Annotated in this window: 17 protein-coding genes; 13 read left to right on the forward strand and 4 right to left on the reverse strand. The window is 44.0% G+C overall.

From position 1 onward, the window contains the following. Positions 1–53: 53 nt before the first annotated feature. Entirely contained in the window at positions 54–1,250 is a 1,197-nt protein-coding gene (locus ACE1CI_RS31390; RefSeq protein ID WP_413264870.1) for a bifunctional sterol desaturase/short chain dehydrogenase, read from the reverse strand. A 233-nt stretch (positions 1,251–1,483) separates the two neighbouring features. On the opposite strand from ACE1CI_RS31390, the gene ACE1CI_RS31395 reads away from it, so the two are divergent. The 11 genes from ACE1CI_RS31395 to ACE1CI_RS31445 all read left to right on the forward strand — a co-directional run bounded on the left by ACE1CI_RS31395 (position 1,484) and on the right by ACE1CI_RS31445 (position 15,852). Continuing rightward, entirely contained in the window at positions 1,484–1,888 is a 405-nt protein-coding gene (locus tag ACE1CI_RS31395; RefSeq protein ID WP_413264871.1) for a protein kinase, read from the forward strand. A gap of 152 nt (positions 1,889–2,040) precedes the next feature. Beyond that, positions 2,041–3,303, forward strand: a complete 1,263-nt coding sequence (locus ACE1CI_RS31400; protein ID WP_496615953.1) for a PrsW family glutamic-type intramembrane protease — start codon at positions 2,041–2,043, stop codon at positions 3,301–3,303. A 399-nt stretch (positions 3,304–3,702) separates the two neighbouring features. Continuing rightward, the gene (locus ACE1CI_RS31405) at positions 3,703–4,335 is read left to right on the forward strand and encodes a hypothetical protein (protein WP_496615954.1); all 633 of its coding nucleotides are present in this window, start codon (positions 3,703–3,705) and stop codon (positions 4,333–4,335) included. Between the two features lie 30 nt (positions 4,336–4,365). Next, positions 4,366–5,148 carry a hypothetical protein gene (locus tag ACE1CI_RS31410; protein ID WP_413264874.1) on the forward strand — a complete coding sequence of 261 codons (783 nt, stop codon included), beginning with the start codon at positions 4,366–4,368 and terminating at the stop codon, positions 5,146–5,148. A gap of 334 nt (positions 5,149–5,482) precedes the next feature. Continuing rightward, positions 5,483–9,751 (forward strand): SBBP repeat-containing protein, encoded by a 4,269-nt coding sequence (locus tag ACE1CI_RS31415; protein ID WP_496615955.1) that lies wholly within the window; start codon positions 5,483–5,485, stop codon positions 9,749–9,751. 105 nt (positions 9,752–9,856) lie between these two features. Continuing rightward, positions 9,857–10,093 carry a CsbD family protein gene (locus ACE1CI_RS31420; protein WP_413264876.1) on the forward strand — a complete coding sequence of 79 codons (237 nt, stop codon included), beginning with the start codon at positions 9,857–9,859 and terminating at the stop codon, positions 10,091–10,093. 291 nt (positions 10,094–10,384) lie between these two features. Next, complete coding sequence (locus tag ACE1CI_RS31425) at positions 10,385–11,665, forward strand: PrsW family intramembrane metalloprotease (RefSeq protein WP_413264877.1); 1,281 nt, start codon at positions 10,385–10,387, stop codon at positions 11,663–11,665. Positions 11,666–11,697: 32 nt separating this feature from the next. After that, positions 11,698–12,165, forward strand: a complete 468-nt coding sequence (locus ACE1CI_RS31430) for a hypothetical protein (RefSeq protein WP_413264878.1) — start codon at positions 11,698–11,700, stop codon at positions 12,163–12,165. Beyond that, entirely contained in the window at positions 12,155–13,327 is a 1,173-nt protein-coding gene (locus ACE1CI_RS31435; RefSeq protein ID WP_496615956.1) for a lipase family protein, read from the forward strand. Before ACE1CI_RS31430 ends, ACE1CI_RS31435 begins: the two co-directional genes overlap by 11 nt. A gap of 107 nt (positions 13,328–13,434) precedes the next feature. Beyond that, entirely contained in the window at positions 13,435–13,884 is a 450-nt protein-coding gene (locus ACE1CI_RS31440; protein WP_413264880.1) for a CPBP family glutamic-type intramembrane protease, read from the forward strand. A gap of 177 nt (positions 13,885–14,061) precedes the next feature. Beyond that, entirely contained in the window at positions 14,062–15,852 is a 1,791-nt protein-coding gene (locus tag ACE1CI_RS31445; protein ID WP_413264881.1) for a mechanosensitive ion channel family protein, read from the forward strand. Between the two features lie 15 nt (positions 15,853–15,867). On the opposite strand, the gene ACE1CI_RS31450 is transcribed toward ACE1CI_RS31445, so the two are convergent. After that, on the reverse strand, positions 15,868–16,392 hold the full coding sequence (locus tag ACE1CI_RS31450) for a hypothetical protein (RefSeq protein WP_413264882.1): 525 nt from the start codon (positions 16,390–16,392) through the stop codon (positions 15,868–15,870). 250 nt (positions 16,393–16,642) lie between these two features. On the opposite strand from ACE1CI_RS31450, the gene ACE1CI_RS31455 reads away from it, so the two are divergent. After that, positions 16,643–18,805, forward strand: coding sequence for an ATP-binding protein (locus tag ACE1CI_RS31455; RefSeq protein ID WP_413264883.1), 2,163 nt, complete (start codon positions 16,643–16,645; stop codon positions 18,803–18,805). A 24-nt stretch (positions 18,806–18,829) separates the two neighbouring features. On the opposite strand, the gene ACE1CI_RS31460 is transcribed toward ACE1CI_RS31455, so the two are convergent. Together ACE1CI_RS31460 and ACE1CI_RS31465 are read right to left on the reverse strand one after the other, a co-directional pair. After that, complete coding sequence (locus ACE1CI_RS31460) at positions 18,830–19,513, reverse strand: 4Fe-4S single cluster domain-containing protein (RefSeq protein WP_413264884.1); 684 nt, start codon at positions 19,511–19,513, stop codon at positions 18,830–18,832. Between the two features lie 2 nt (positions 19,514–19,515). Continuing rightward, entirely contained in the window at positions 19,516–19,650 is a 135-nt protein-coding gene (locus tag ACE1CI_RS31465) for a hypothetical protein (RefSeq protein WP_413264885.1), read from the reverse strand. Between the two features lie 259 nt (positions 19,651–19,909). On the opposite strand from ACE1CI_RS31465, the gene ACE1CI_RS31470 reads away from it, so the two are divergent. After that, a complete protein-coding gene (locus ACE1CI_RS31470; RefSeq protein WP_413264886.1) occupies positions 19,910–20,155 on the forward strand; it encodes a hypothetical protein in 246 nt (81 codons plus the stop codon). The last annotated feature ends 31 nt before the right edge of the window (positions 20,156–20,186 follow it).

Consider the following 20,186-nt stretch of genomic DNA (forward strand, 5'->3'; position numbering starts at 1 on the left):
ATAATTGATTATTTTGCCATTTCCCCATTACCCTATCTTTTCATCTTTCCTGATTATTTAGACGTGAACAAGCGGAAATAAAGAGATTGAGAAAACTCCTTAATGGGAAAGGCAATATAAGTAATCGGGTTAATGGTAACAATAATGTCCCGAAAATCTCGTTTAGCTAAAGCTACGATCGCCCAAGCTATCCAACGAGCAGACATTACACCATAAGGATTAAGTTGACTCTTAAATGGCCCTAATATTAACTTCCGAATCACGCAAGGAGCATCTAAGCGACGTAGAGTAATCAAGTCTCCGAGAGCTCTTTTAGACAACTCATACAACGGACTGAATGCTGGATTTACTTCGGCTTCTGATGTGTTTATCCAAAGTTCTTTAATCGCTTTGTGGTCAGATTCGGTGACAGTTTCCAGAAATGCTTCGGCTAATTTTACTGCGGAAATAGTGTTGATTTCGTAAGCTTTTTGGATGGCTGCGGGAGAGCGATCGCCATGTACATTCACGCCATGATTAACGATCAAAATATCAACTGTTTTCAAACGATTGATTAACTCTGCTTCCGCTCCTAATTCCCAGTAAACTACATTAATTCCTGGCTGAAATTCAGCAGATTTATTAGTAGTGAAAGCCACTACTTTAGCACCTTGCAAGGAAAGTTCTTCAATTAATGCTTGTCCTAAAGTACCAGAAGCTCCGGTAATTCCTACTACTTTTCCCTTCAAAGATAGAGCAGTTCCCAACATTTTATCCGTTATTGTAAAGTAACCGCAAAAGTAAGCATTACCTTGATCGAAATGATGTCGCCAGTGATAAGTACGATTCACTGTCCATTGGGAAGGTATTTCGACTAAATCTCCTTGTTTATGAGCAAAATCAGTTACAAGCAATAGTCCTTGGGAACGTGCGAAGGCAGGAATCACAAAGACAAAAGCATACAAAACACCGAGCCACATTCCATATATTCCATAGCTCTGAGCTATTCCTGCTGCTAAAGCCGTTACTTGGACCATTACCAGAGACTCAGGTACATCATTGTACAATTGTGCTTTCTTATAAGCCTCTAAGCTGGTCATGCTCAAATCACGGCGATAGGCTTTATGATGCAGGTTATGGAAGCTCTGTAAAGGTTTCCAGTAGTGCCCTGCGAGGTGATAGGCATCCCGTACCACTTCGGCAAATAGGACAGATAGCAGTCCCAGCAGTAATTGGATAAACAGTTGAGGGTGTAGCAGTTGGAAGTCCATCCGGGTTCGTAAAGTTTTTTAGTTATTTGTAAACGAGGTTTATGGGTTAATAGTAATATGGGTAGGGCATTTCTAACCACATTAACCAAAATTTCTAGTAATAAGCTTAAGTACGTTTTAAGTACGTTGTTGCGCTTTAGCGCTTTAATAATAAGAGCGCCCAAGCGCAACAACGTACCTCAACAATGTACCTCCTAAGTTAAACTAACTTTGCTGTTTGTATTATTACCTCTATGAACTCAAATCAATTTTGGCGAATGTTTGAAGATGAGTGGTTTACCCCTAAGTATCGCTTAAAAAAAGTCTTAGGTGCGGGTTCTTCGGGGGCGGTATTTTTGGCGGATGAAGTAATTGTCGATCGCGCCATCAGAGAAGTAGCAATTAAAATTTTTTCTGACGATCGAGAACAGCAAGAACGTCAAATCACTGAATTACAAACTGCAATTTCTCTCAAACATCCAGCTTTATTAGAAAGTTTCAGTCCCGAACAAGGTTGGCTCAAAGGTACAGAATATCTTGGCTTAGTTATGGAACTAGCGCAAGATTCTTTAGCAAAGCGTTTGCGACAAGAAGGTTTACCACTTTCGGAAATCAAATTAATAGACATCGTTATCTATTCCTTTGCGGCTACAGTTTGACAGAAGTTATCAAATTATCAAGTGTTTTTGTGCGATCGTTAAGAAATTTTGGTACTTGTGAATCTATAACTTAATCCCATGAGATAAAAATAGCATTTACAATTAGCCTGTTTTACGGGCAAGGAATAATCTGTGCAAATCAAATTGAGCTTATGTCATTAACCAATCGAGCCAGAATCCTCTATGATTCTCCGTTAAGTAACCCCCGCAAGGCGATACCGATCGTTCTTTTCCTGGCAGTGCTAGTGATTATCAGTGCGATCGTCCTGATTCGCAATTTTTTCGGCGGTATGTCTCCTGCGGGTTTTCAAATCTTTCTCCTTAGTCTGGGAGGAACATTACTAATCTCGATTATTCCTCTATCAATTTTGTGGTTTTTAGACCGTCGTGAACCAGAATCAAAGTGGCTTTACCTAATTGCCATTCTCTGGGGTGCCTTAATCGCAACTGCGCTGGTTTACCCGATTAACACCTGGATAATTGAAAATATTGGCAATCTGGTGAAAACAACCCCCATCCTTAAGACTATTTATGGTTCTGATGCCAAAACAATTATTGGCGCACCAATAGCAGGTCCGATTGTCGAGGAAACCACCAAAGGATTAGGGATTTTGCTTTTATTCTGGCTTTTCAGGTCAGAATTTGATGGGGTGCTGGATGGGTTTATTTATGGTGCGCTGGTAGGAATTGGCTTCAATCTGCTGGAAGCGCCGTTTTATGTGACGAAAGGATTTATGACTACGGGGGATGTGCCGCTGTATTTTCAAATGGCCGATCGCTTTGCCTTATTTGGTTTAGCCGGACACGCTCTGTATTCAGGTCTATTTGGCATGGGACTTGGTTTAGCTCGCCAAACAACTCGTCAATGGCTGCGGTATGCGGCACCCGTGACTGGTTGGTTGTTGGGTTTTTCAGGACACTTTTTCAATAATGCGATCGGTCTAATTTTTTTCTTAGCGGTCTATTTGGTGACGGGTAAATCGATCGCTGCACATGAACCTGCCAAACCAGCCGTTTCTGCGGTTGTTGAACCTTTTCTCAATCAGTGGGTTCAGCATAGTGTCATCAGAGCGATCGCTTTTTTCCCATTTTTTCTGATAGTGGGGGTAATGCTCTGGCAAAGCGGTCTTTGGGAGTTGCAGGTGATTCGGGATGGACTGGCAAATGAAAAAGAACCAGTGATTACGCCAGAGGAATATGAGGGAGTGAAGGGCGATCGCTTATTTGCCACTCGTCGCATTCCTGGGTTGGATCGACGCACATCGTATGCGATCGTCCGCGCACAGAACGAACTGGCGATTCGCAAATGGCGTGTTAATCATGACGGAAAAGATGTGCAAACCGATCCTCTAGTCGCCTCCTGGCGCGAGGAGTTGGCACGGTTGCGCGATCGAGTCAAGAATGCGGTTATTTGATAAAGAAACCATAAACAAACACATCTTTTACCGCATTTGAAGTAAAATTTGATACTGGTTCATCTGAACGAGTTTGAGTTATTTAAGTTCGCGCTGCGTTGCTTAGCGATTGCCAAACCGGACGCATAACTATTAACTCAAGTTGCTATTTATAAGTCTGGCTCTTTCTTAGCCCCCCTTAATAAGGGGGGTTGGGGGGATCAAAACCTAGTAATCACAGCCGAATATCCCCCCTAACCCCCCTTACTCAAGGGGGGAACTCCGAAAGAATTAATAACTAGCAACTTGCGTTATTATCAACCTGTCACAGACACCGAATTTTACAACTACATCTACAGCGACGTAGACGAAGGTTGTTTGTAGTAAACTAATTTTTTCCCATAAGAGTAAGAGTAACCAATGAAAATTCAAACAATTGCCCTCGCATCTATTCTGTCTTTGACATCTCTGAGCATCGCTATTGTTGCCAAAACCGACACCGTTCAAGCTCGTTGTGATGTTTTTCCTAAAGGCGAAGACCGCGCCACCTCTTCCGGCCCTTGTACATTTTCTCAAAGACAAGGTTTTGTCAGCATTCAACTGCAAAATGGCAGACGCTACGAACTGCGTCCAGTGGGCAATCAACCCGGTAACTATCAAGATCAAAATGGTCAACGCGCCTTTCGCCAATCAGGACTAGGCGACAAAGGACAGATTTATCGCCTTGCCAATCAATCAATCTACGTCTATTGGGATACAGCTTCTAGCAATAATAATCAATCCAGTGAATCTACATCCAGTAGTTCTTCGCCTACCCCAGTCACAAAATTGACTCGCCGCAATGCCAACCAATATGCAGTTCAAATTACAGAAGGAGAATTCAAATTCACAGGAGTTTTGAACCGCACATCTGGCAATAAATTTACTGGTACAGATGGGCGAGTGCGCGTGATGTACGATCGCGACACTAAACGCATGACAGTTATCAACGCCGTCACAGGCACCGAATTTTACAACTACATCTACAGCGACGTAAACGAAGGTCGATTATAGTTAAGATAATTTTTTTGTGAGGACTACTAAATGAAAATTAACTTGAACCAAAAATTGACCGCATTAGGAACTGTTGGATTAACCATTGCCACCTGGCTTTTACCCTTCGTTCCCACAGCATCAGCAGAAACTCTTGCCAGAGCACAAGGACGTTGCAAACTAACAGAAGAAAGCTCTCAATATCCTCAATTTGACGGGCATTGTGTCATCAAGCAAAAACAACAAGGCAGCACAATCGTCTTCGTAGTTGAACTAGACGACGGATCTCAGTATCGGTTTTTTGGCCCAGATAGAGAATCGCTGCAAGTAGAAACCCACGATGAAGTCCACAACGTCCGCTTTAGAGATGAACCTGACAGAGGAGTATTCACTTGGGAGGAAGATGGAGCCAGACACCGCTTATCCGTCAAGGTAGACGCTCAATATCCAGCTAACGTTTCCCATGATAACGATCGCAAACCATCAACAGGTGAAGTGGTTGCAGGTGTCGCAGTTGGGGCTTTAATCGTCGGACTCTTAAGCGGAAAACATGGTTCCTCTTCTTCCCACTCAAATTCTTCCCGCTCAAACACCACCCAAGCACGAGTCGGTGCATCCGTCCCAGATTTAGAAGATTTAGTCGGTGCCAGAGCCGGACAAGCCGAAGATACCGTGCGCGAACGGGGTTACGTTTGGGTGAAAGCAACTCAACAAGCCGACAGCGCCTATAGCAACTGGAGAGAACGGCGCACCGGAAATTGCGTAGCGATTAGAACTACCGATGGACGGTATGAAGCGATTGTTTATGCACCCAAGGCAGATTGCGATCGCTAATCCATAACAACCCAAATACTAGTTCAACATTAAACATTCTGAGGGTGAAATCATGACAATTTAGCTTCTTTTTTGCAAAGGACTAAATTAGCTCGTGGTAATTAACTCTGCTGGCGCTTGCCAAATCAGAGTTTTTGATGTCCGCGTCACTTCTGCCTCTTGAAATAGCAACTTAAGGGGCAGATTAACTCAGTTTCGCAGCAGGAATTAATTTTAACTACAGATCACTCTAAATCAAGGAAATCCCTCAAACATCTAACTCAGGGAGGAGAATCACTTCTCCCTGTAAACAAAGTTCTTTCTTCAATTTTTCATTAAGTCAAAGGAGTTCACAATGACTGAAGTTATTTGGGCGAAAGGTTTCGGTAGTACTGGGCCCGATGCAGGCTACGACATCGCCACCGACAGTAGCGGCAACCTCTACACCATAGGTTATTTCAGTGGCAGCGTCACCTTCGGGAATACGACCCTGACTTCCCAGGGAAACAGTGATGTATACATCACCAAACAGGACAGCAGTGGCAATGTGATTTGGGCAAAAAGTGTCCCTGGAACCGACAGCAGTAGTCCCAAGGCTATAACCACCGACAGTAGCGGCAACATCTACGCCACAGGTGTTTTCTCTGGCAGCGCTACCTTTGGGAGTGTTACCCTGACTTCCACCAACGGCACCCAAGACATCTTCGTAACCAAACTGGACAGCAGTGGCAATTTCACTTGGGCGAAAAGTTACGGGGGTAGTGACAATGACATAAGCTACGGCATCGCCACCGACAATAGTGGCAACCTCTACACCACAGGGTATTTCGGTGACAAGACCACCTCTTTTGGGAGTGTTCCCCTAACTCCCCAAGGCGGCTATGACATCTTCGTAGCTAAACAGGACAGCAGTGGCAATGTCACTTGGGCGAAAAGTTTCGGTGGTAAAGAAGGCGATGCTGGCAATAGCATCGTCACCGACAGCAGTGGTAATGTCTACGCCACAGGTAATTTCCAAGGCAGCGCCACCTTTGGGAGTGTTACCCTGACTTCCCAAGGCGACAGTGACATCTTCGTAACTAAACTGGACAGCAGTGGTAATGTTGCTTGGGTCAAAAGTTTTGGTTCTATCGGTAATGACACAGGTCTCAGCATCGCCACTGACAGTAGTGGTAATGTCTACACCACAGGTATTTTATCTGGCAGCGCCACCTTTGGGAGTGTTACCCTGACTTCCAAAGGTAGCACTGACATCTTCGTAGCTAAACTGGACAGCAGTGGCAATGTTGCTTGGGCGAAAAGTTTTGGTTCTATCGGTAGTGACGGAGGTAACAGCATCGCCACCGACAGTAGTGGTAATGTCTACACCACAGGTATTTTCGGTGGTAGCGCCACCTTTGGGAGTGTTACCCTGACTTCCAAAGGTAGCACTGACATCTTCGTAGCTAAACTGGACAGCAGTGGCAATGTCGTTTCGGCGATCGGTATGGGGGGTAGTGGTACCGATCAAGGCAGAAGTATCACCACCGACAATAGCGGCAATGCTTACATCACAGGCGCTTTCAATGGCAGCGCCAGTTTCGGAACTAAACTTCTAACTTCTCAAGGAAACTTAGACATCTACGTAGCCAAACTCAGCCTGTTACCTAATGTCACCCTTGGTTCTACCACACTTGCCAGAGAACAAGGCCATGTCAACGGTACCTTTAGCATTACCTTAGACACACCAGCACCTCAAGGCGGTTTAGTTGTCAACTATAGCCTGGGCGGAAATGCTACCAATACCACTGATTACACCCTAGCCACAGGCACCAACGTTACTGCTGTTAGTCCCACCAGTTTTACCATTGCTGCCGGACAAACCACCGCCACCTTAAACGTCGTCCCCGTTGACGACAGCGAAGTTGAGCCAACTGAAGTCGTCCAACTCACCTTAACCAGTAGTAGTAGCTATAAACTCGGTACCATCACTCAGGCTATTGTCCCCATTCTCGATGATGATGTAGCGGCTCCGATTATTCCCCCAGTTATCACCATTGCCGCAGGTACAAATCCCAGCGAAACAGGCAGCAGCAACGGTACCTTTGTCGTCACCTTAGACAAACCCGCCCCCGCAGGCGGTTTAAGCATCAACTATGGTGTAGCCGGAACCGCCACCAATAACACGGACTACCACTTAGCCCCAGGCAACAATATTGTCGCGGCAACTGACACCGATTTTACGATCGCAGCCGGACAAACCACCGCCACCATAAACGTCTCCCCCTTTGACGACAACATAGTTGACCCCAATGAAACCGTCCAACTTACCTTAAACAATGGCACAGGCTACAGCGTCGGTACAGCCAATAACGCCACCGTCACCATTGCCGATAATGATGTCACAGCCCCCGTTATCCCCACTCTCCCCACTCTCCCCAACGTCACCATTGCCCCAGGCACAAATCCCAACGAGAGAGGCACCATCAACGGCACTTATCTGATCACCTTAGACAAACCAGCCCCCGCAGGCGGTCTAGTCATCAACTATAAAGTTGCAGGAACCGCCACCCGTACCACCGACTACACCCTGACCACAGGCAACAACATTACCTCTGTTACTGCCAAGAGTTTTACCATTGCCGCCGGACAAACCACCGCCACCTTAAACGTCACCCCCGTTGACGACGCAGTAGTTGACCCCAATGAAACCGTCCAACTCACCTTAGAAAAGGGTACTAACTACAACCTTGGTGCTGCCAATAACGCTACCTTGACTATTGCCGATGATGTCCGCGTCGTCAGCATTGCCCCAGGTACAAATGCCAGCGAAAGAGGCAGCAACAACGGCACTTTTCTCATTACTTTAGACAACCCAGCCCCAGCAGGCGGTTTAACCATCACTTATAAGGTAGCGGGAACCGCCACCGAAACCACCGACTTCTCTGTAACACCGGGTACCAACATTACCGACGTTAGACCCAAGACTTTTACCATTGCCGCCGGACAAAAAACTGCCACCTTAAACATCACCCCCGTTGACGACGCAGTATTTGACCCAGGCGAAACCGTGCAACTCACCTTAGAAAAGGGTACAAGTAACTACACTCTCGGTGCCACATCTCAGGCGAGCATCACCATTGCCGATAATACACCCACCGTCACCATTACCTCTAAAGATTTTGCCAGCGAAAGAGGTCTGGTTAATGGCACGTTTGTCATTATCTTAGACAGTCCCACCCCAGCAGGCGGTTTGACCATCAACTATAGCGTGGCGGGAACTGCTACCCTCACCACTGACTACACCCTAGCCATTGGCAACAACATTGCCAACCTAACTGCTACCAGTTTTACTATTGCCGCCGGACAAACCACCGCTATTTTAAACGTCACCCTAGTTGGGGACACCGTATTTGATCCAAATGAAAGCGTCCAACTGGTTTTAAATAGTGGTAATGGCTACAACGTTGGTGCTAACAAAAACGCCAGCGTTGCTATTGCCGATCTAGAAGATTGTTTTTGTGATTATATTACTGCTCCCGATCTGAATAATTTGCCCGGTGTGTTAATAGATTTATATCCAGCTGACGATTTCTTGGATGATGATGACAACGGTAATTTTATTGTCGGCAATATTAGAAACGATCAGTTTTTCGGTTTTGGTGGTGATGATTTTGTACTAGGCGAAGGTGGTAGTGATAATTTAGTTGGTGGAAAAGGGAATGATAATCTTTACGGTAGTACCGAAGATGATTGGGTTGCTGGTGGTGAAGGGGATGATTTTCTCAACGGTAACGAAGGTGAAGATTTTGTTAACGGTAACGAAGGTAATGATACAGTTCGCGGCGGTCAAAATCTTGATTTCCTGCGCGGCGGTCAAGATAATGACATTATCTACGGCGATAAAGGCAATGACATTTTAGCTGGTGATAAAGGTGACGATACAGTATTTGGCTGTGGTGCTGATAATTTATCAGGCAGCACTGATGACGATGTAATCTTTGGCGGTGAAGGTAATGATTTACTTTACGGTAATACTGGCGAAGATTTTATTTTTGGTGAGGATGGTAATGATACGATTCGCGGTGGTCAAGGACAAGATTATCTGTTTGGAGAAGCCGGAAACGATCTGGTGTTTGGCGATTTAGGTAATGATTTTCTCTGCGGTGATGATGGTAATGATACTCTCTTCGGGGGTAATGGAACTGATGTTTCTGATAGTGATAATGATGAAATTTGTGGCGGTATTGGCAATGATTTAATCTTTGGCAATCAAGGGGGAGATTGGCTAAATGGTGAATTAGGAAATGATTCGATTTATGGTGGTAAAGGTGATGACACTCTGATTGGTGGTGATGGTAATGATTTGTTGAGTGGTGATGCGGGAAATGATTTGTTGACTGGTGGTAATGGAAGTGACCTATTTGTGTTAGCTTCTGGCAAAGGTAGTGATGTAATTACTGATTTCCAAGATGGTGTAGATTTCTTAGCTTTATCTGGTGGTTTGACTTTCGCACAATTGGCAATTACCCAAAGTGGAAATAATACGGTTATTACTAAGCTTGGTAGTAATGAATTGTTGGCAACTTTGAATGGAATTGCTGTTAATTTAATTACTCAGGCTGATTTTGTTTCTTTGCCTTAGTTTGGTACGTTGTTGCAGGGGCGAAGACAGCGCAACAACGTACTACTTGACATTTTTTCCTGATTCATATAGCTTGATAATCAAATTATTTTTTTGGGGAAAATCATGAGTATTGAAGACAAAATAAAAGCGGCTGCTAAAGATGCAGAAGGCAAATTACAAGCAGCTGCGGGTGAGTTGACTGGCGATCGCAAAATGAAAGCGGAAGGAGAAATCAAACAAGCGCAAGCATCGGCTTTGAATACAGCGGCAGATATTAAAGATAAAGCCCAAAATTTGCTGGATGGGATTAAGAATGCGGCAAGTGATGCGATCGATAAAGTGAAAGAAAAACTGGACTAAATGTGAACCAATATTGACTGGTTTGGGTTAACAGCTTTGGGGATTACTTAATCATAGTTAACTAATTCTTGAATTAGTCTATTGAGTGAGCTTAAAAATCCCCTTCCTTGGCAACTTTATTAATCACTTATCCAGGTAAAAGAAGTTTTTGTACAAAAAAACTTCTTTTGAACTATATCTTGGCTGTTTTGGTTCTTCCGTATTTAGGGCTTGCTGAAAAAGTCTACAGAACGAATCCAAGCGATCGCGATGAGAGGAAAAACTTCTTGGTTTACTAATTAAATTAATTCCATGAATAAAATAACATCTACTGAGATTGCCCACATTCTCTACGGTTCGCCCTTGAGCCGTCCTAAAAATGCAATCTTTGCCATCATTGTTCTGGTTGTGCTGTTACTAGCCAGTACGTTTTCGTTATTTCGTGTCTACTTTTCGACCCTCTCCCCAGCGGCTGTTCAGGTTTACATTATTGGCTTACTGGGCACATTCCTGGTGACGCTGTTCCCCCTTGCCATCCTGTGGTTTCTGGATCGACGTGAACCAGAATCTCGCTGGCTTTATCTGATTGCCTTACTGTGGGGGGCGCTGATTTCCTCTGGAATTGCTTTTCCTGTTAACGCTGTTTTCTTCAAAAGTCTGGGTGATTTTGTGGCGCTTCACCCCGATATCAAAGGCGTTTTGGGTGAAGATGCCGTGATGTTGCTGACGGCTCCAATTGCAGGGCCACTGGTGGAGGAAACAGCCAAAGGGCTGGGAGTTTTGCTTTTGTTCTGGCTATTCCGAAGTGAGTTTGATAATGTGCGCGACGGCTTCATTTATGGAGCATTGGTCGGCATTGGCTTTAATTTGCAGGAAACTCCATATTACATCACCAAAGGATTTATCAGCACAGGAGATATCCCGCTATATTATGAAATCGCCGCTCGCCTTGCGATATTTGGGTTTGCGGGTCATCCCCTATTTACAGGATTGTTTGGCATGGGGCTGGGGTTAGCCCGTCAAACCACCCGTCGCTGGTTGCGCTATGCGGCTCCGATCGGAGGCTGGTTGCTGGGGTTTTCGGCTCATTTCCTCAACAATATGATCGGGTTGACGATCGCATTAGTCATCTATTTTCAGACGGGCAAACCTGTGGCTGATACACCCGCGACTGTCACACCAGCTGTGGTGGCACCTTTCCTCAATCAGTGGGTACAGCAAAGCGCCATAAAACTGGTGTGTTTTTTCCCGTTTTTCCTGATTGTGGGCGTGATGCTCTGGCAGAGCGGCATCTGGGAGCGGAATGTGATTCGAGAACAGCTTGCCGATGAACAGAAACCTGTGATTACGCCGGAAGAGTATGAAGCCGTGAAGAGCGATCGCATCTTCCAAACCCGCCGCATTCTAGGATACAATCGCCGCACTTCTGCCGCCATTGTGAAAGCGCAGAATGAACTGGCATTTCGCAAATGGCGGGTGCAGCATCAGGGTCAGGATGTAGAAACCGATACCCTGGTAACATCCTGGCGCGAGGAATTGCTGCGTCTGCGTGATGCAAAAATGCTAAACCAGCCCAGTAGTCAAACAGTTTAGTGGCGGGAGTGTATGTTCTCACCGCAGTCCTAATGCCTGATTTCAATCTCAGTAGCTTATCAATCGCGATCGCTATGGATCATCCCGCTAAAGTTAACTTAAAAGTCCGCAACTTAATTCTAGATTATGCGCTGGGAGCGGCGATCGTTGCTCTGCTGCCAATTCCCAACATTGGCTTATTGCAAGCGATCGTCCTGGTGCTGCTCAACGTTTTGCTGGTGATTGGGATTGCCCGCCTCTGGCAGTTCCAGAAGGGAGGCGGGCTCTTAGCCAGGGTTGGCATTTTGTTTGGGATCGCTGGCGCAGTTTTGATGGGGTTCCTAGCCTGGTTATTGACAGTGGCAGTGGGAGTCGTTGTGCCGCTGATTGGGGCGTTAGCACCTGGAATGTTTGCCTTCTCTTATTTCTGGGGTATGGGGCAAGCTGTCAATCATTTCTATGTGAGCAAATTGTCTTTAACTTCAGATCGTCCTCCATCGGGTGAGCAAAATGAGATTTAACCGCCGATTTTTACTCTGGTCTGGATTAGGCACTACGATCGCAGCAGTATTTGGGCGCGAACAGTTGCAGCAGCAAGCGTTGCAAGCCGAACAAGCTAAACTGCGGCAATTGTACGATCCAACGCAACTGGTTCAATCTGCCTTTGGCGCTGACCTGACTTCAATTAAAGATTTGGTCGCTGTGCAACAGAGTGCTAAACTGCGATCGCCGACCATTCCCTACAACCGCGAGTGGTCTAAGCTGTTGATTACTGGCAGCAAGCTCTGTACCCAGCAATATCTCAAAGGTAAATATGACGCGAATTATGACGGTAGGATTTCAGCCTTACCACTCTATACAACGGGCTTTAAACCCTTTCGCCAAATTACATCCTTTAAAGCAGCCGAACGAGTGGAAGAGGCAATTCCCTTTGAAGTGCCACTTGCAAATTTAGCAAACTCTCCTGAGAACCTGAATGAACTGGGCGATCGCGTCAACCAAACAAAAGATATCATTCAGAATCAAGTCAAGCAGGTGGTGAATGTGAAACAACAAATCCCGGTTTACTACGGGTTTTTGTTGTCTTCTCCCAAGATGAATATCCTAATGTTTCGAGGGACTCAGCGCCAACTGGAATGGTTAGAAAATATCCTGGCGATTCAAGAAAACTATGTTCATCCAGTAAATGGGACTGCGATCGGTAAAGTTCACTCCGGCATTTATAACTTTTATCAAACGCATTTAGCCGCAGCCGTTAAGAAAGCAGTTCAATCCTTAGATCCTAAGAAACCGCTGATAATTTCTGGACACAGTTTGGGGGCGGCTCTGACGACCTTTGCCGCGATCGATCTAGCCCTGATTTTCCCAGAGTTGCGACCCAGTATTCAGGTTTATACCTACGCCGGTCCTCGGTTAGGCAACAAAGCTTTTGTGGAAGCCCACAGCCAGTTGCTTCCCAATCACTATCGCATCACCAATCTGGCAGACATGATTCCCATGCTGCCCCTGAGCAAACTACTCAAGGATGACTTTGTGCACGTGGGAGAGTCATGGTCGTTTCTTTCCCAACAGGGCGACATTATGCCCAATCATTTTGTGGAAACTTATCGCCAAACCATTGAGCAAGGAGCAGAAACCCGGTCAGATAAGGGCTTTGATAATTTACGAGTGCGTTTGTCGTAACATCTGTCCCCAATTCCATTCATGTTTGAGCAAACCCTTTTTCCTACAGGACGTTTATGCTAACCCACCCTGCAATGAAATTATCCTTTCCTAACTGGAGATCATCAATGGATACACGAACCGATTCAAAAATCCGCCTGCTCCTGCGTATCCTGCGTTTCCCGCTCACCAGCCTGCTGGTGCTCTACGTCAGTCTCGTACACTTGATGAACGAAGGTGAAACCCTCGTAGGTGTCGCGTCCATCGCCATCGTGTTCGGCCCAATGCTAGCCGCGCCCTATATGGTCACCCGCCGCTTGTGGATGAGCATCGGCCTCCACATTGCCTGGAACTACACGATGGGCAAAATTTTCTCCGGTGCCGTGTCCGGCGGCAATGAGATGCAGGGTCTATTCAAGACCACCTTTGCAGGCCCGCAACTGCTTACTGGCGGCAGCGCTGGCATGGAGGGTTCGCTGATCGCCATCCTGGTGTCTGCCGCTGCCAGCGTGATATTGCTGATCCTGGCAGTTCGGCGTGGCAAGATCGTGCCGCCGTCCTGGAAGCGCAGGGCATGAGCCGGAGTCCAGCATGGATGATGCGTCCCGCCTTAGACCAATAGCCCTCCTTTTCAACATGAGGAGGGGTTTTTCAAAGCGTTTGGTATCAAACCTGGCGATCGAATGTGGTTGAATGAGAAAGATCGTGTGAAAATTTGGTAAGTCTCAAAAGACTAATTTGATTTTTTTTGACTCATGAGTAGGTTCTTATCTTATCGTTGGTTTCAAACAGTAATCCGCTGTTTCTTGATCTGTGTATTCACGTTCAGTTTGTGCATCGGCTGGAATCTTCCTGCTCAAAGTCAATTACCTTCTATATCAACGGCTGCTTCCACCAATCCGATGGAGCCGCCACCAAATGTTAGGAGAATTGGGGAATTTGAAGTTGCAAAAGTTCGATCGCCTCTAGATAGTAAAATTTTGTTTGAAGTGGCATCCCCAACGATTTGGAATCGAGACAATATACCAGAGAGGCGACTTCCGGTTGAGACAAGGGCGCAAGAAATTGCCGATCGACTTTGGCGAGTTGTAGAACGAACTTTTCAAGCAAAACAAACCCCAACTGTTTCAACTGCCATACTGAATAATCGCTACATCATTCAAATTAGTGACGATCGATCTTCTCGTCCAGTTCGGTTAGTCACGGTGACAGAACCCGATGCTGATTATAACGGCAAAACTTTGTCAGAGTTAGCCAAGGAATGGCAAGGAATTATTCAAGAGGAAATAGTTCGCATGAAGCAATTATTATCCCCGGAAGTGTTGCGAGAGAGAATTTGGCAAGCAACACAAATCTTTTTGGGGCTTTTAATTGCTACTGCTGTAGTTTGGTTGTTGCGGCGAATATTGAGTCGTCGGGAAAAAGCTCTGGAAGCTCGTTATCAAAAAGAATTGGAAATTGCGATCGCAGCAGATAAACTTAAGAAATCTCAGGATATAGCTGAATCTGAGACGATGGAGGGAGAAGAGACAGAAGCTAGGGAAATTGCCGATTTGCGCTCTTCTTTTCTGGCTACTATGCAACATCAATTCAGTGTGAAAAAACGATTGGAGTTTGACAAATGTCTGAAATGGTTGCTGCTTTGGATTTTAATTTTAATCTGGTACATCGGGATTTATTTTATCGTCTCCCTAGTGCCAATTCTGATGCAATTCAGCATTACTTTGTTAGCTACACCATTTGCATTGCTTGTGATTTGGTTTGCGATCAGTTTGGCGATTCGGGTTAGCAAAACTTTGATCGATCGCTTCATCCATCCCTGGAAAATCAATCCGGCAATTTCTTTAGCAGAAGCGCAGCGGATTGCCTTACGAACTAAAACAATTGCTGGAGCTTTAAAAGGTTTAATTACCTTTGTTTTAATAATAGTTGGTGTTCTCTGGACACTCAGCTTATTCGACATTCCTACTAGTTCAATTTTGGCTGGTGGTGCTGTGATTGGTTTAGCGATTTCTTTTGGTTCCCAAAGTTTGATTAAGGATCTTGTCAATGGTTGCTTAATTTTAATGGAAGATCAATTTGCTGTGGGAGATTTTATTCAAATAGGGGAGAAAAGCGGATTAGTAGAAAACTTGAATCTACGAGTAACTCAATTAAGAAATGCCGAAGGTCAACTGATTACAATTCCTAATAGTAATATTATAGATGTCAGTAATTTAACACGCCTTTGGTCACGGGTGGATTTTGCGATCGTAGTAGCTTACGAAAATGACCCCGAAAAAGTGTTAGAAATTCTCAGAGAAGTAGGGGAAAAACTTTATAATGAACCGGAATGGCGAGTGCGTTTACCTGAACTACCAGATGTTCTAGGTATTGATGATTTATCCCACGAGGGAATGTTAGTAAGAGTCTGGATAAAAACCGCACCGATGGAACAATGGAGTGTTGGAAGAGAGTTTCGTTTGCGAGTTCGCCAAGCTTTTGCTGCAAATAAAATCGAAATTGGCAAACCTCAAAGGATTAGTTACAACAGATCTTTAAACTAAAGATCCCCGACTTCTTCAAGAAGTCGGGGATCTAGATACTACGACTGCGCGATCGCCTCGATCGAATTTTAACGCTTCTGCCTCTGGAATTTGTGCGACTCGCTGTTCTAATTCTTCTAACTCAAATTGTTGTCTTTCAATATCTGCCAGTCGTTTTTTTTCTGCTTCTTCTCTGCGCTTTCTGTGCAATGCTTCTTGCATCGCCAATTCAATTTTGATTAGTTCTTCGGAAATTGCTAGCAGTTGTATTTCTGACTCTGCTTGTTGGATTGCTTCTACTTGATTTTGACAGTGAAATTGCAATGTTACTGCTTCTTGGAGATAATAATTCCCCCATTGCCAGCTGAGTTCGGAAAGTAAACCCTGTACTCGGATTTGCAGTTGGTGACGCGAATCTTCTAATTGTCTTTGTCGTTCTAATTCTTCTGCTTCTTGCCGTCGTCTTGCTTCAATTTGGGCCCGTCTCTGACGTTCAGCTTCTAATAATTTTTGTTTCCATTCAGCAATTTCTGCTTCGGAGAATTTAGGGGTGCCACTCATAATCCTAATTTTAGACCCGCTCTTAATTGAAGTTTTAATTAACTAAATTCAGTATTTATTTTACCCATTTTAGAACTCCATCGGTCAAAAGTCAATTTTTCGTAACTACAGCCCTAGTCGTACCACAAAATATTCTGCAAGTTCTGCCGTTTCCCGATCTGGTTAAAAACCACAAATTTATCTATTTTTATCAAAAAAGTGATATGATAACTGTACTAAGAACTATGAAAAGCATTTTATAAGTGAAAATATGAAATTACACCTGCGATTTATCTTAATTGTTCCTTTTTTATTACAAATTTTTGCAGTGGTAGGATTAACAGGATGGCTTTCTTTACGCAATGGACAAAAGGCAGTAGAAAATATTGTGATTCAATTGCAGAGGGAAATAGGCGATCGCATCGAACAACACCTCCATAATTATTTACAAAAACCCTATATCGTTAATCAAAACGTTTTAGACGCAATTAATCTAGGATATCTCAATCCCGAAAAACCCCGCAGTATGGACAAATACTTTTTACAGAAAATTAGATTGTTTGCGGGAGTTAGTGTGATTCAAGTTGGCAACGAAAAAGGCGAATTTTATGGAATAAACAACTTTAATGAAGAAGGTTTGATCATTTCGATTGTCGATCGCGCCACAGGTTACAACATGAACGGCTACGCCACCGATAGTCAAGGGAAAATGACGCAAAAGTTAATCGTTTCCATACCAAACTTCGACCCCCGTCGTCGCCCTTGGTATCTTCCCGTCGCTACCCAAGGTAAATCAATCTGGAGCGATATTTATGCTTTTCGCGGAAGCACTCAACTTGCCATAACTCTTGGGACTCCCATTTACAATCAAAATCACAAGCTAAGGGGAGTTGTTGCTACAGACCTAGTTTTGTTAGACATTAATCGATTCCTCAGTAAGTTGAAAATTGGCGAGTCAGGACAGACTTTTATTTTAGAACGTTCCGGGCTATTGGTTGCCAGTTCCACAAGGGAACATCCTTTCTACTCGACAGGTAAAAACCAAACATTACAACGACTTCCAGCTATTAATAGTCAAAATAAGTTAACCAAATTGACGGCGAAATTTTTACAGGAACGCTTTGGTGATTTCAGCAAAATTAGTGGGAGAGAGAAACTAATTTTAGAGATAAATGGCGAACGGAAATTTTTACAAATAATACCTTATCAAGATAAATTAGGTTTAGATTGGCTAATCGTGATAGTTGTGCCAGAAAAAGACTTTATGGCTCAAATTAATGCCAATACTCGCACTACCATTTTGCTGTGTATTGTCGCATTAGGCATCGCTTCTGTGTTAGGAATTTGCACTTCTCGTTGGATTTCTCTCCCGATATTGCACTTGATTCAATCCGCAGAAGCTATGTCTCGTGGCAATTTAGACCAACAAGTTTCTAATATTGTGACGATCGCAGAACTTAATACACTGTCTAATGCCTTCAATCTCATGGCAAACCAATTGAATGCTGCTTTCGCAAATCTAGAACAAAAAGTTCAAGAACGTACAACTGAACTGATGGAAGCTAACCTTGATATTCAAGAAAAAAACCAACATTTGCAACAAACTCTGCAAATATTGCAGCAGACTCAAGCTCAATTAATCCAAGCCGAAAAAATGTCGAGCTTGGGACAAGTAGTAGCAGGTATTGCTCATGAAATTAATAATCCTATTACTTTTATTTCAGGAAATATCAATCATGCTCGTGAATATGTTGAGGAATTATTTGACCTAATTGCGCTTTACGAACGAAATTCTCCTCATCCCCATCCAGCTATTCAAAAAAAATTAGAAGAAATCGAATTAGAATATTTGCGTGATGACTTGGATAAGCTGTTTAATTCTATGGAAAGAGGGAGCGATCGGATTTCTAAAATTATCCTGGGTTTGCGTAACTTCTCTCGCCTTGATGAATCAGAAAGGAAGGCAGTAGACTTACACGAAGGACTCGATAGTACGTTAATGATTTTGCAACATCGCTTAAAAGCTAATAGCGAATACTCGGAGATTGAAATCGTCAAAGATTACGGGAAACTTTCCCTAGTTAACTGCCATGCTAGCCAAATTAATCAAGTGTTTCTGAATATTCTGAGTAATGCGATCGATGCTTTAACTCAGTTTCGCGGTATTGATTATCCCAGAATTCAAATTACTACCAAAATGTCGGACGCACAAACAGTAAAGATTTTCATTGCTGATAATGGGCCGGGAATGGATGAAAGTGTTCGCCAAAAAGTTTTCGATCCGTTTTTCACCACCAAACCTGTTGGTAAAGGAACTGGTCTAGGATTATCAATTAGTTACCAAATTATTACCGAGCAACATCGAGGACAGTTACAATGTTTTTCCCAACCTGGGAAAGGTGCAACTTTTGCGATCGTCCTCCCGATTTTGTAAGGGCACAGGAGATTCTCTTAGTCCTTAGTCCTTAGTCCCTAGTCCCCTGTCTCCAGTCCCCGAATTTAGCATAATTCCTCGTTGCTGCATTCTGGAGGCAAATTCTTCTCGGAAACCTTTCAGGGCGGGAACGCCAGTAAAATAGAATGCGCCTGTAACATCTATGCCAAATTCTAGTCCTGCCGATCGATCGCCCTTCCCCAACTCTACCGCTAAAATTTGCTCGTAGCGATCGCTCAACAACAACAATCTTTGATTACTGGAACCTCGCCACAGCAAATCACCATGTAAGGATTCAATATACAATCCATCTACTAGTAAATCAATGCGATCGAGCAATAATTTTTGCGCTGCTGTTCCCTGTTGTAGTTGCTCCCAACGGTAGCTAGTGTAACACATGACACCCAAGTTTTTGCTCTCACGAATTTTATCAATTAAATTTACCAAAGCTGCTGCTTGTAGCATTGGTTCTCCGCCAGAAATTGTAATTCCTTCAATATCTGGTTGTGCTAAAATCCAGTTGGTTAGTTCGGTTATGCTGATAGTTTCTCCCCCTGTTTCATCCCAAGATTCGGGAACTAAGCAACCTGAACAGGCAAACTTGCAACCTTGTACCCAAATTACTGCTCTTTTGTCAGGCCCTAATACCATTACAGGCGATTGACGGCGAAAAATACGTAAATAATTTTGGCTACTCTTATTAATCATTATTAAGTTTGGGTATAATTTCCAGGACTTACGCAAAGCCTCCATCCTTCGGGTGCGTTAACGCCAGTGTAACGCACCATTTCACTTACGCAAAGCCTCCATCCTTCGGGTGCGTTAACGCCAGTGTAACGCACCATTTCACCATATTTAGCGTCGCTGCGTAAGTCCTGATTTCATCTAATTGCCTACAGCATAGCAGTCTTCTTGACAAGGGCGATCGCTTCTGCCTCTGCTTATATATCCGGCACCTCTTTCCAGTCTGCCCTAAGAAGTAAAAAACTGCTGCAAAATTTACATCTTTTGAAACAAACCGAAATTGCCACAAGATAGATGATGAAAGCGGCGGAAATTTGGCATATATAGAATTGAAATTTAGAAAATACTTTTTATAGACTTATGTTTGACCTAATGCAAGCGGCTGTTAAACCATTAATTGATAACACTGTTACGCCTTTAACCATTAACTGGAAACTGCTGGATGTTGCTTACCAATTATATTTGGAAGCGCCGCAAGATTCTTCTCCATTAATAAACTTAAAAGAACTTTCTCGAAAAACTGGCGCAAGTATGCTCGAATGTCGTAATGCAATTGTGGAAGCAAATAGATTGGGGAAATTTCCCAATTGTAGCCTCGAATCTTAAGTATTGGAAGTTTAGATTATTGCGGTTGTAT

Origin of the sequence: Floridaenema flaviceps BLCC-F50 (genome assembly GCF_041929275.2) — a bacterium.
GTDB classification, from domain to species: domain Bacteria; phylum Cyanobacteriota; class Cyanobacteriia; order Cyanobacteriales; family Aerosakkonemataceae; genus Floridanema; species Floridanema flaviceps.

What these genes read in the sequence shown, in the direction of transcription:
- ACE1CI_RS31395 (WP_413264871.1), top strand. Translation starts at nt 1,484, where the DNA reads ATGAACTCAAATCAATTTTGGCGAATGTTTGAAGATGAGTGGTTTACC.
- ACE1CI_RS31410 (WP_413264874.1), top strand. Translation starts at nt 4,366, where the DNA reads ATGAAAATTAACTTGAACCAAAAATTGACCGCATTAGGAACTGTTGGA.
- ACE1CI_RS31400 (WP_496615953.1), top strand. Translation starts at nt 2,041, where the DNA reads ATGTCATTAACCAATCGAGCCAGAATCCTCTATGATTCTCCGTTAAGT.
- ACE1CI_RS31440 (WP_413264880.1), top strand. Translation starts at nt 13,435, where the DNA reads ATGGATACACGAACCGATTCAAAAATCCGCCTGCTCCTGCGTATCCTG.
- ACE1CI_RS31455 (WP_413264883.1), top strand. Translation starts at nt 16,643, where the DNA reads ATGAAATTACACCTGCGATTTATCTTAATTGTTCCTTTTTTATTACAA.
- ACE1CI_RS31470 (WP_413264886.1), top strand. Translation starts at nt 19,910, where the DNA reads ATGTTTGACCTAATGCAAGCGGCTGTTAAACCATTAATTGATAACACT.
- ACE1CI_RS31430 (WP_413264878.1), top strand. Translation starts at nt 11,698, where the DNA reads ATGCCTGATTTCAATCTCAGTAGCTTATCAATCGCGATCGCTATGGAT.
- ACE1CI_RS31465 (WP_413264885.1), bottom strand. Translation starts at nt 19,650, where the DNA reads ATGGTGCGTTACACTGGCGTTAACGCACCCGAAGGATGGAGGCTTTGC.
- ACE1CI_RS31405 (WP_496615954.1), top strand. Translation starts at nt 3,703, where the DNA reads ATGAAAATTCAAACAATTGCCCTCGCATCTATTCTGTCTTTGACATCT.
- ACE1CI_RS31445 (WP_413264881.1), top strand. Translation starts at nt 14,062, where the DNA reads ATGAGTAGGTTCTTATCTTATCGTTGGTTTCAAACAGTAATCCGCTGT.
- ACE1CI_RS31390 (WP_413264870.1), bottom strand. Translation starts at nt 1,250, where the DNA reads ATGGACTTCCAACTGCTACACCCTCAACTGTTTATCCAATTACTGCTG.
- ACE1CI_RS31460 (WP_413264884.1), bottom strand. Translation starts at nt 19,513, where the DNA reads ATGATTAATAAGAGTAGCCAAAATTATTTACGTATTTTTCGCCGTCAA.
- ACE1CI_RS31450 (WP_413264882.1), bottom strand. Translation starts at nt 16,392, where the DNA reads ATGAGTGGCACCCCTAAATTCTCCGAAGCAGAAATTGCTGAATGGAAA.
- ACE1CI_RS31425 (WP_413264877.1), top strand. Translation starts at nt 10,385, where the DNA reads ATGAATAAAATAACATCTACTGAGATTGCCCACATTCTCTACGGTTCG.
- ACE1CI_RS31415 (WP_496615955.1), top strand. Translation starts at nt 5,483, where the DNA reads ATGACTGAAGTTATTTGGGCGAAAGGTTTCGGTAGTACTGGGCCCGAT.
- ACE1CI_RS31435 (WP_496615956.1), top strand. Translation starts at nt 12,155, where the DNA reads ATGAGATTTAACCGCCGATTTTTACTCTGGTCTGGATTAGGCACTACG.
- ACE1CI_RS31420 (WP_413264876.1), top strand. Translation starts at nt 9,857, where the DNA reads ATGAGTATTGAAGACAAAATAAAAGCGGCTGCTAAAGATGCAGAAGGC.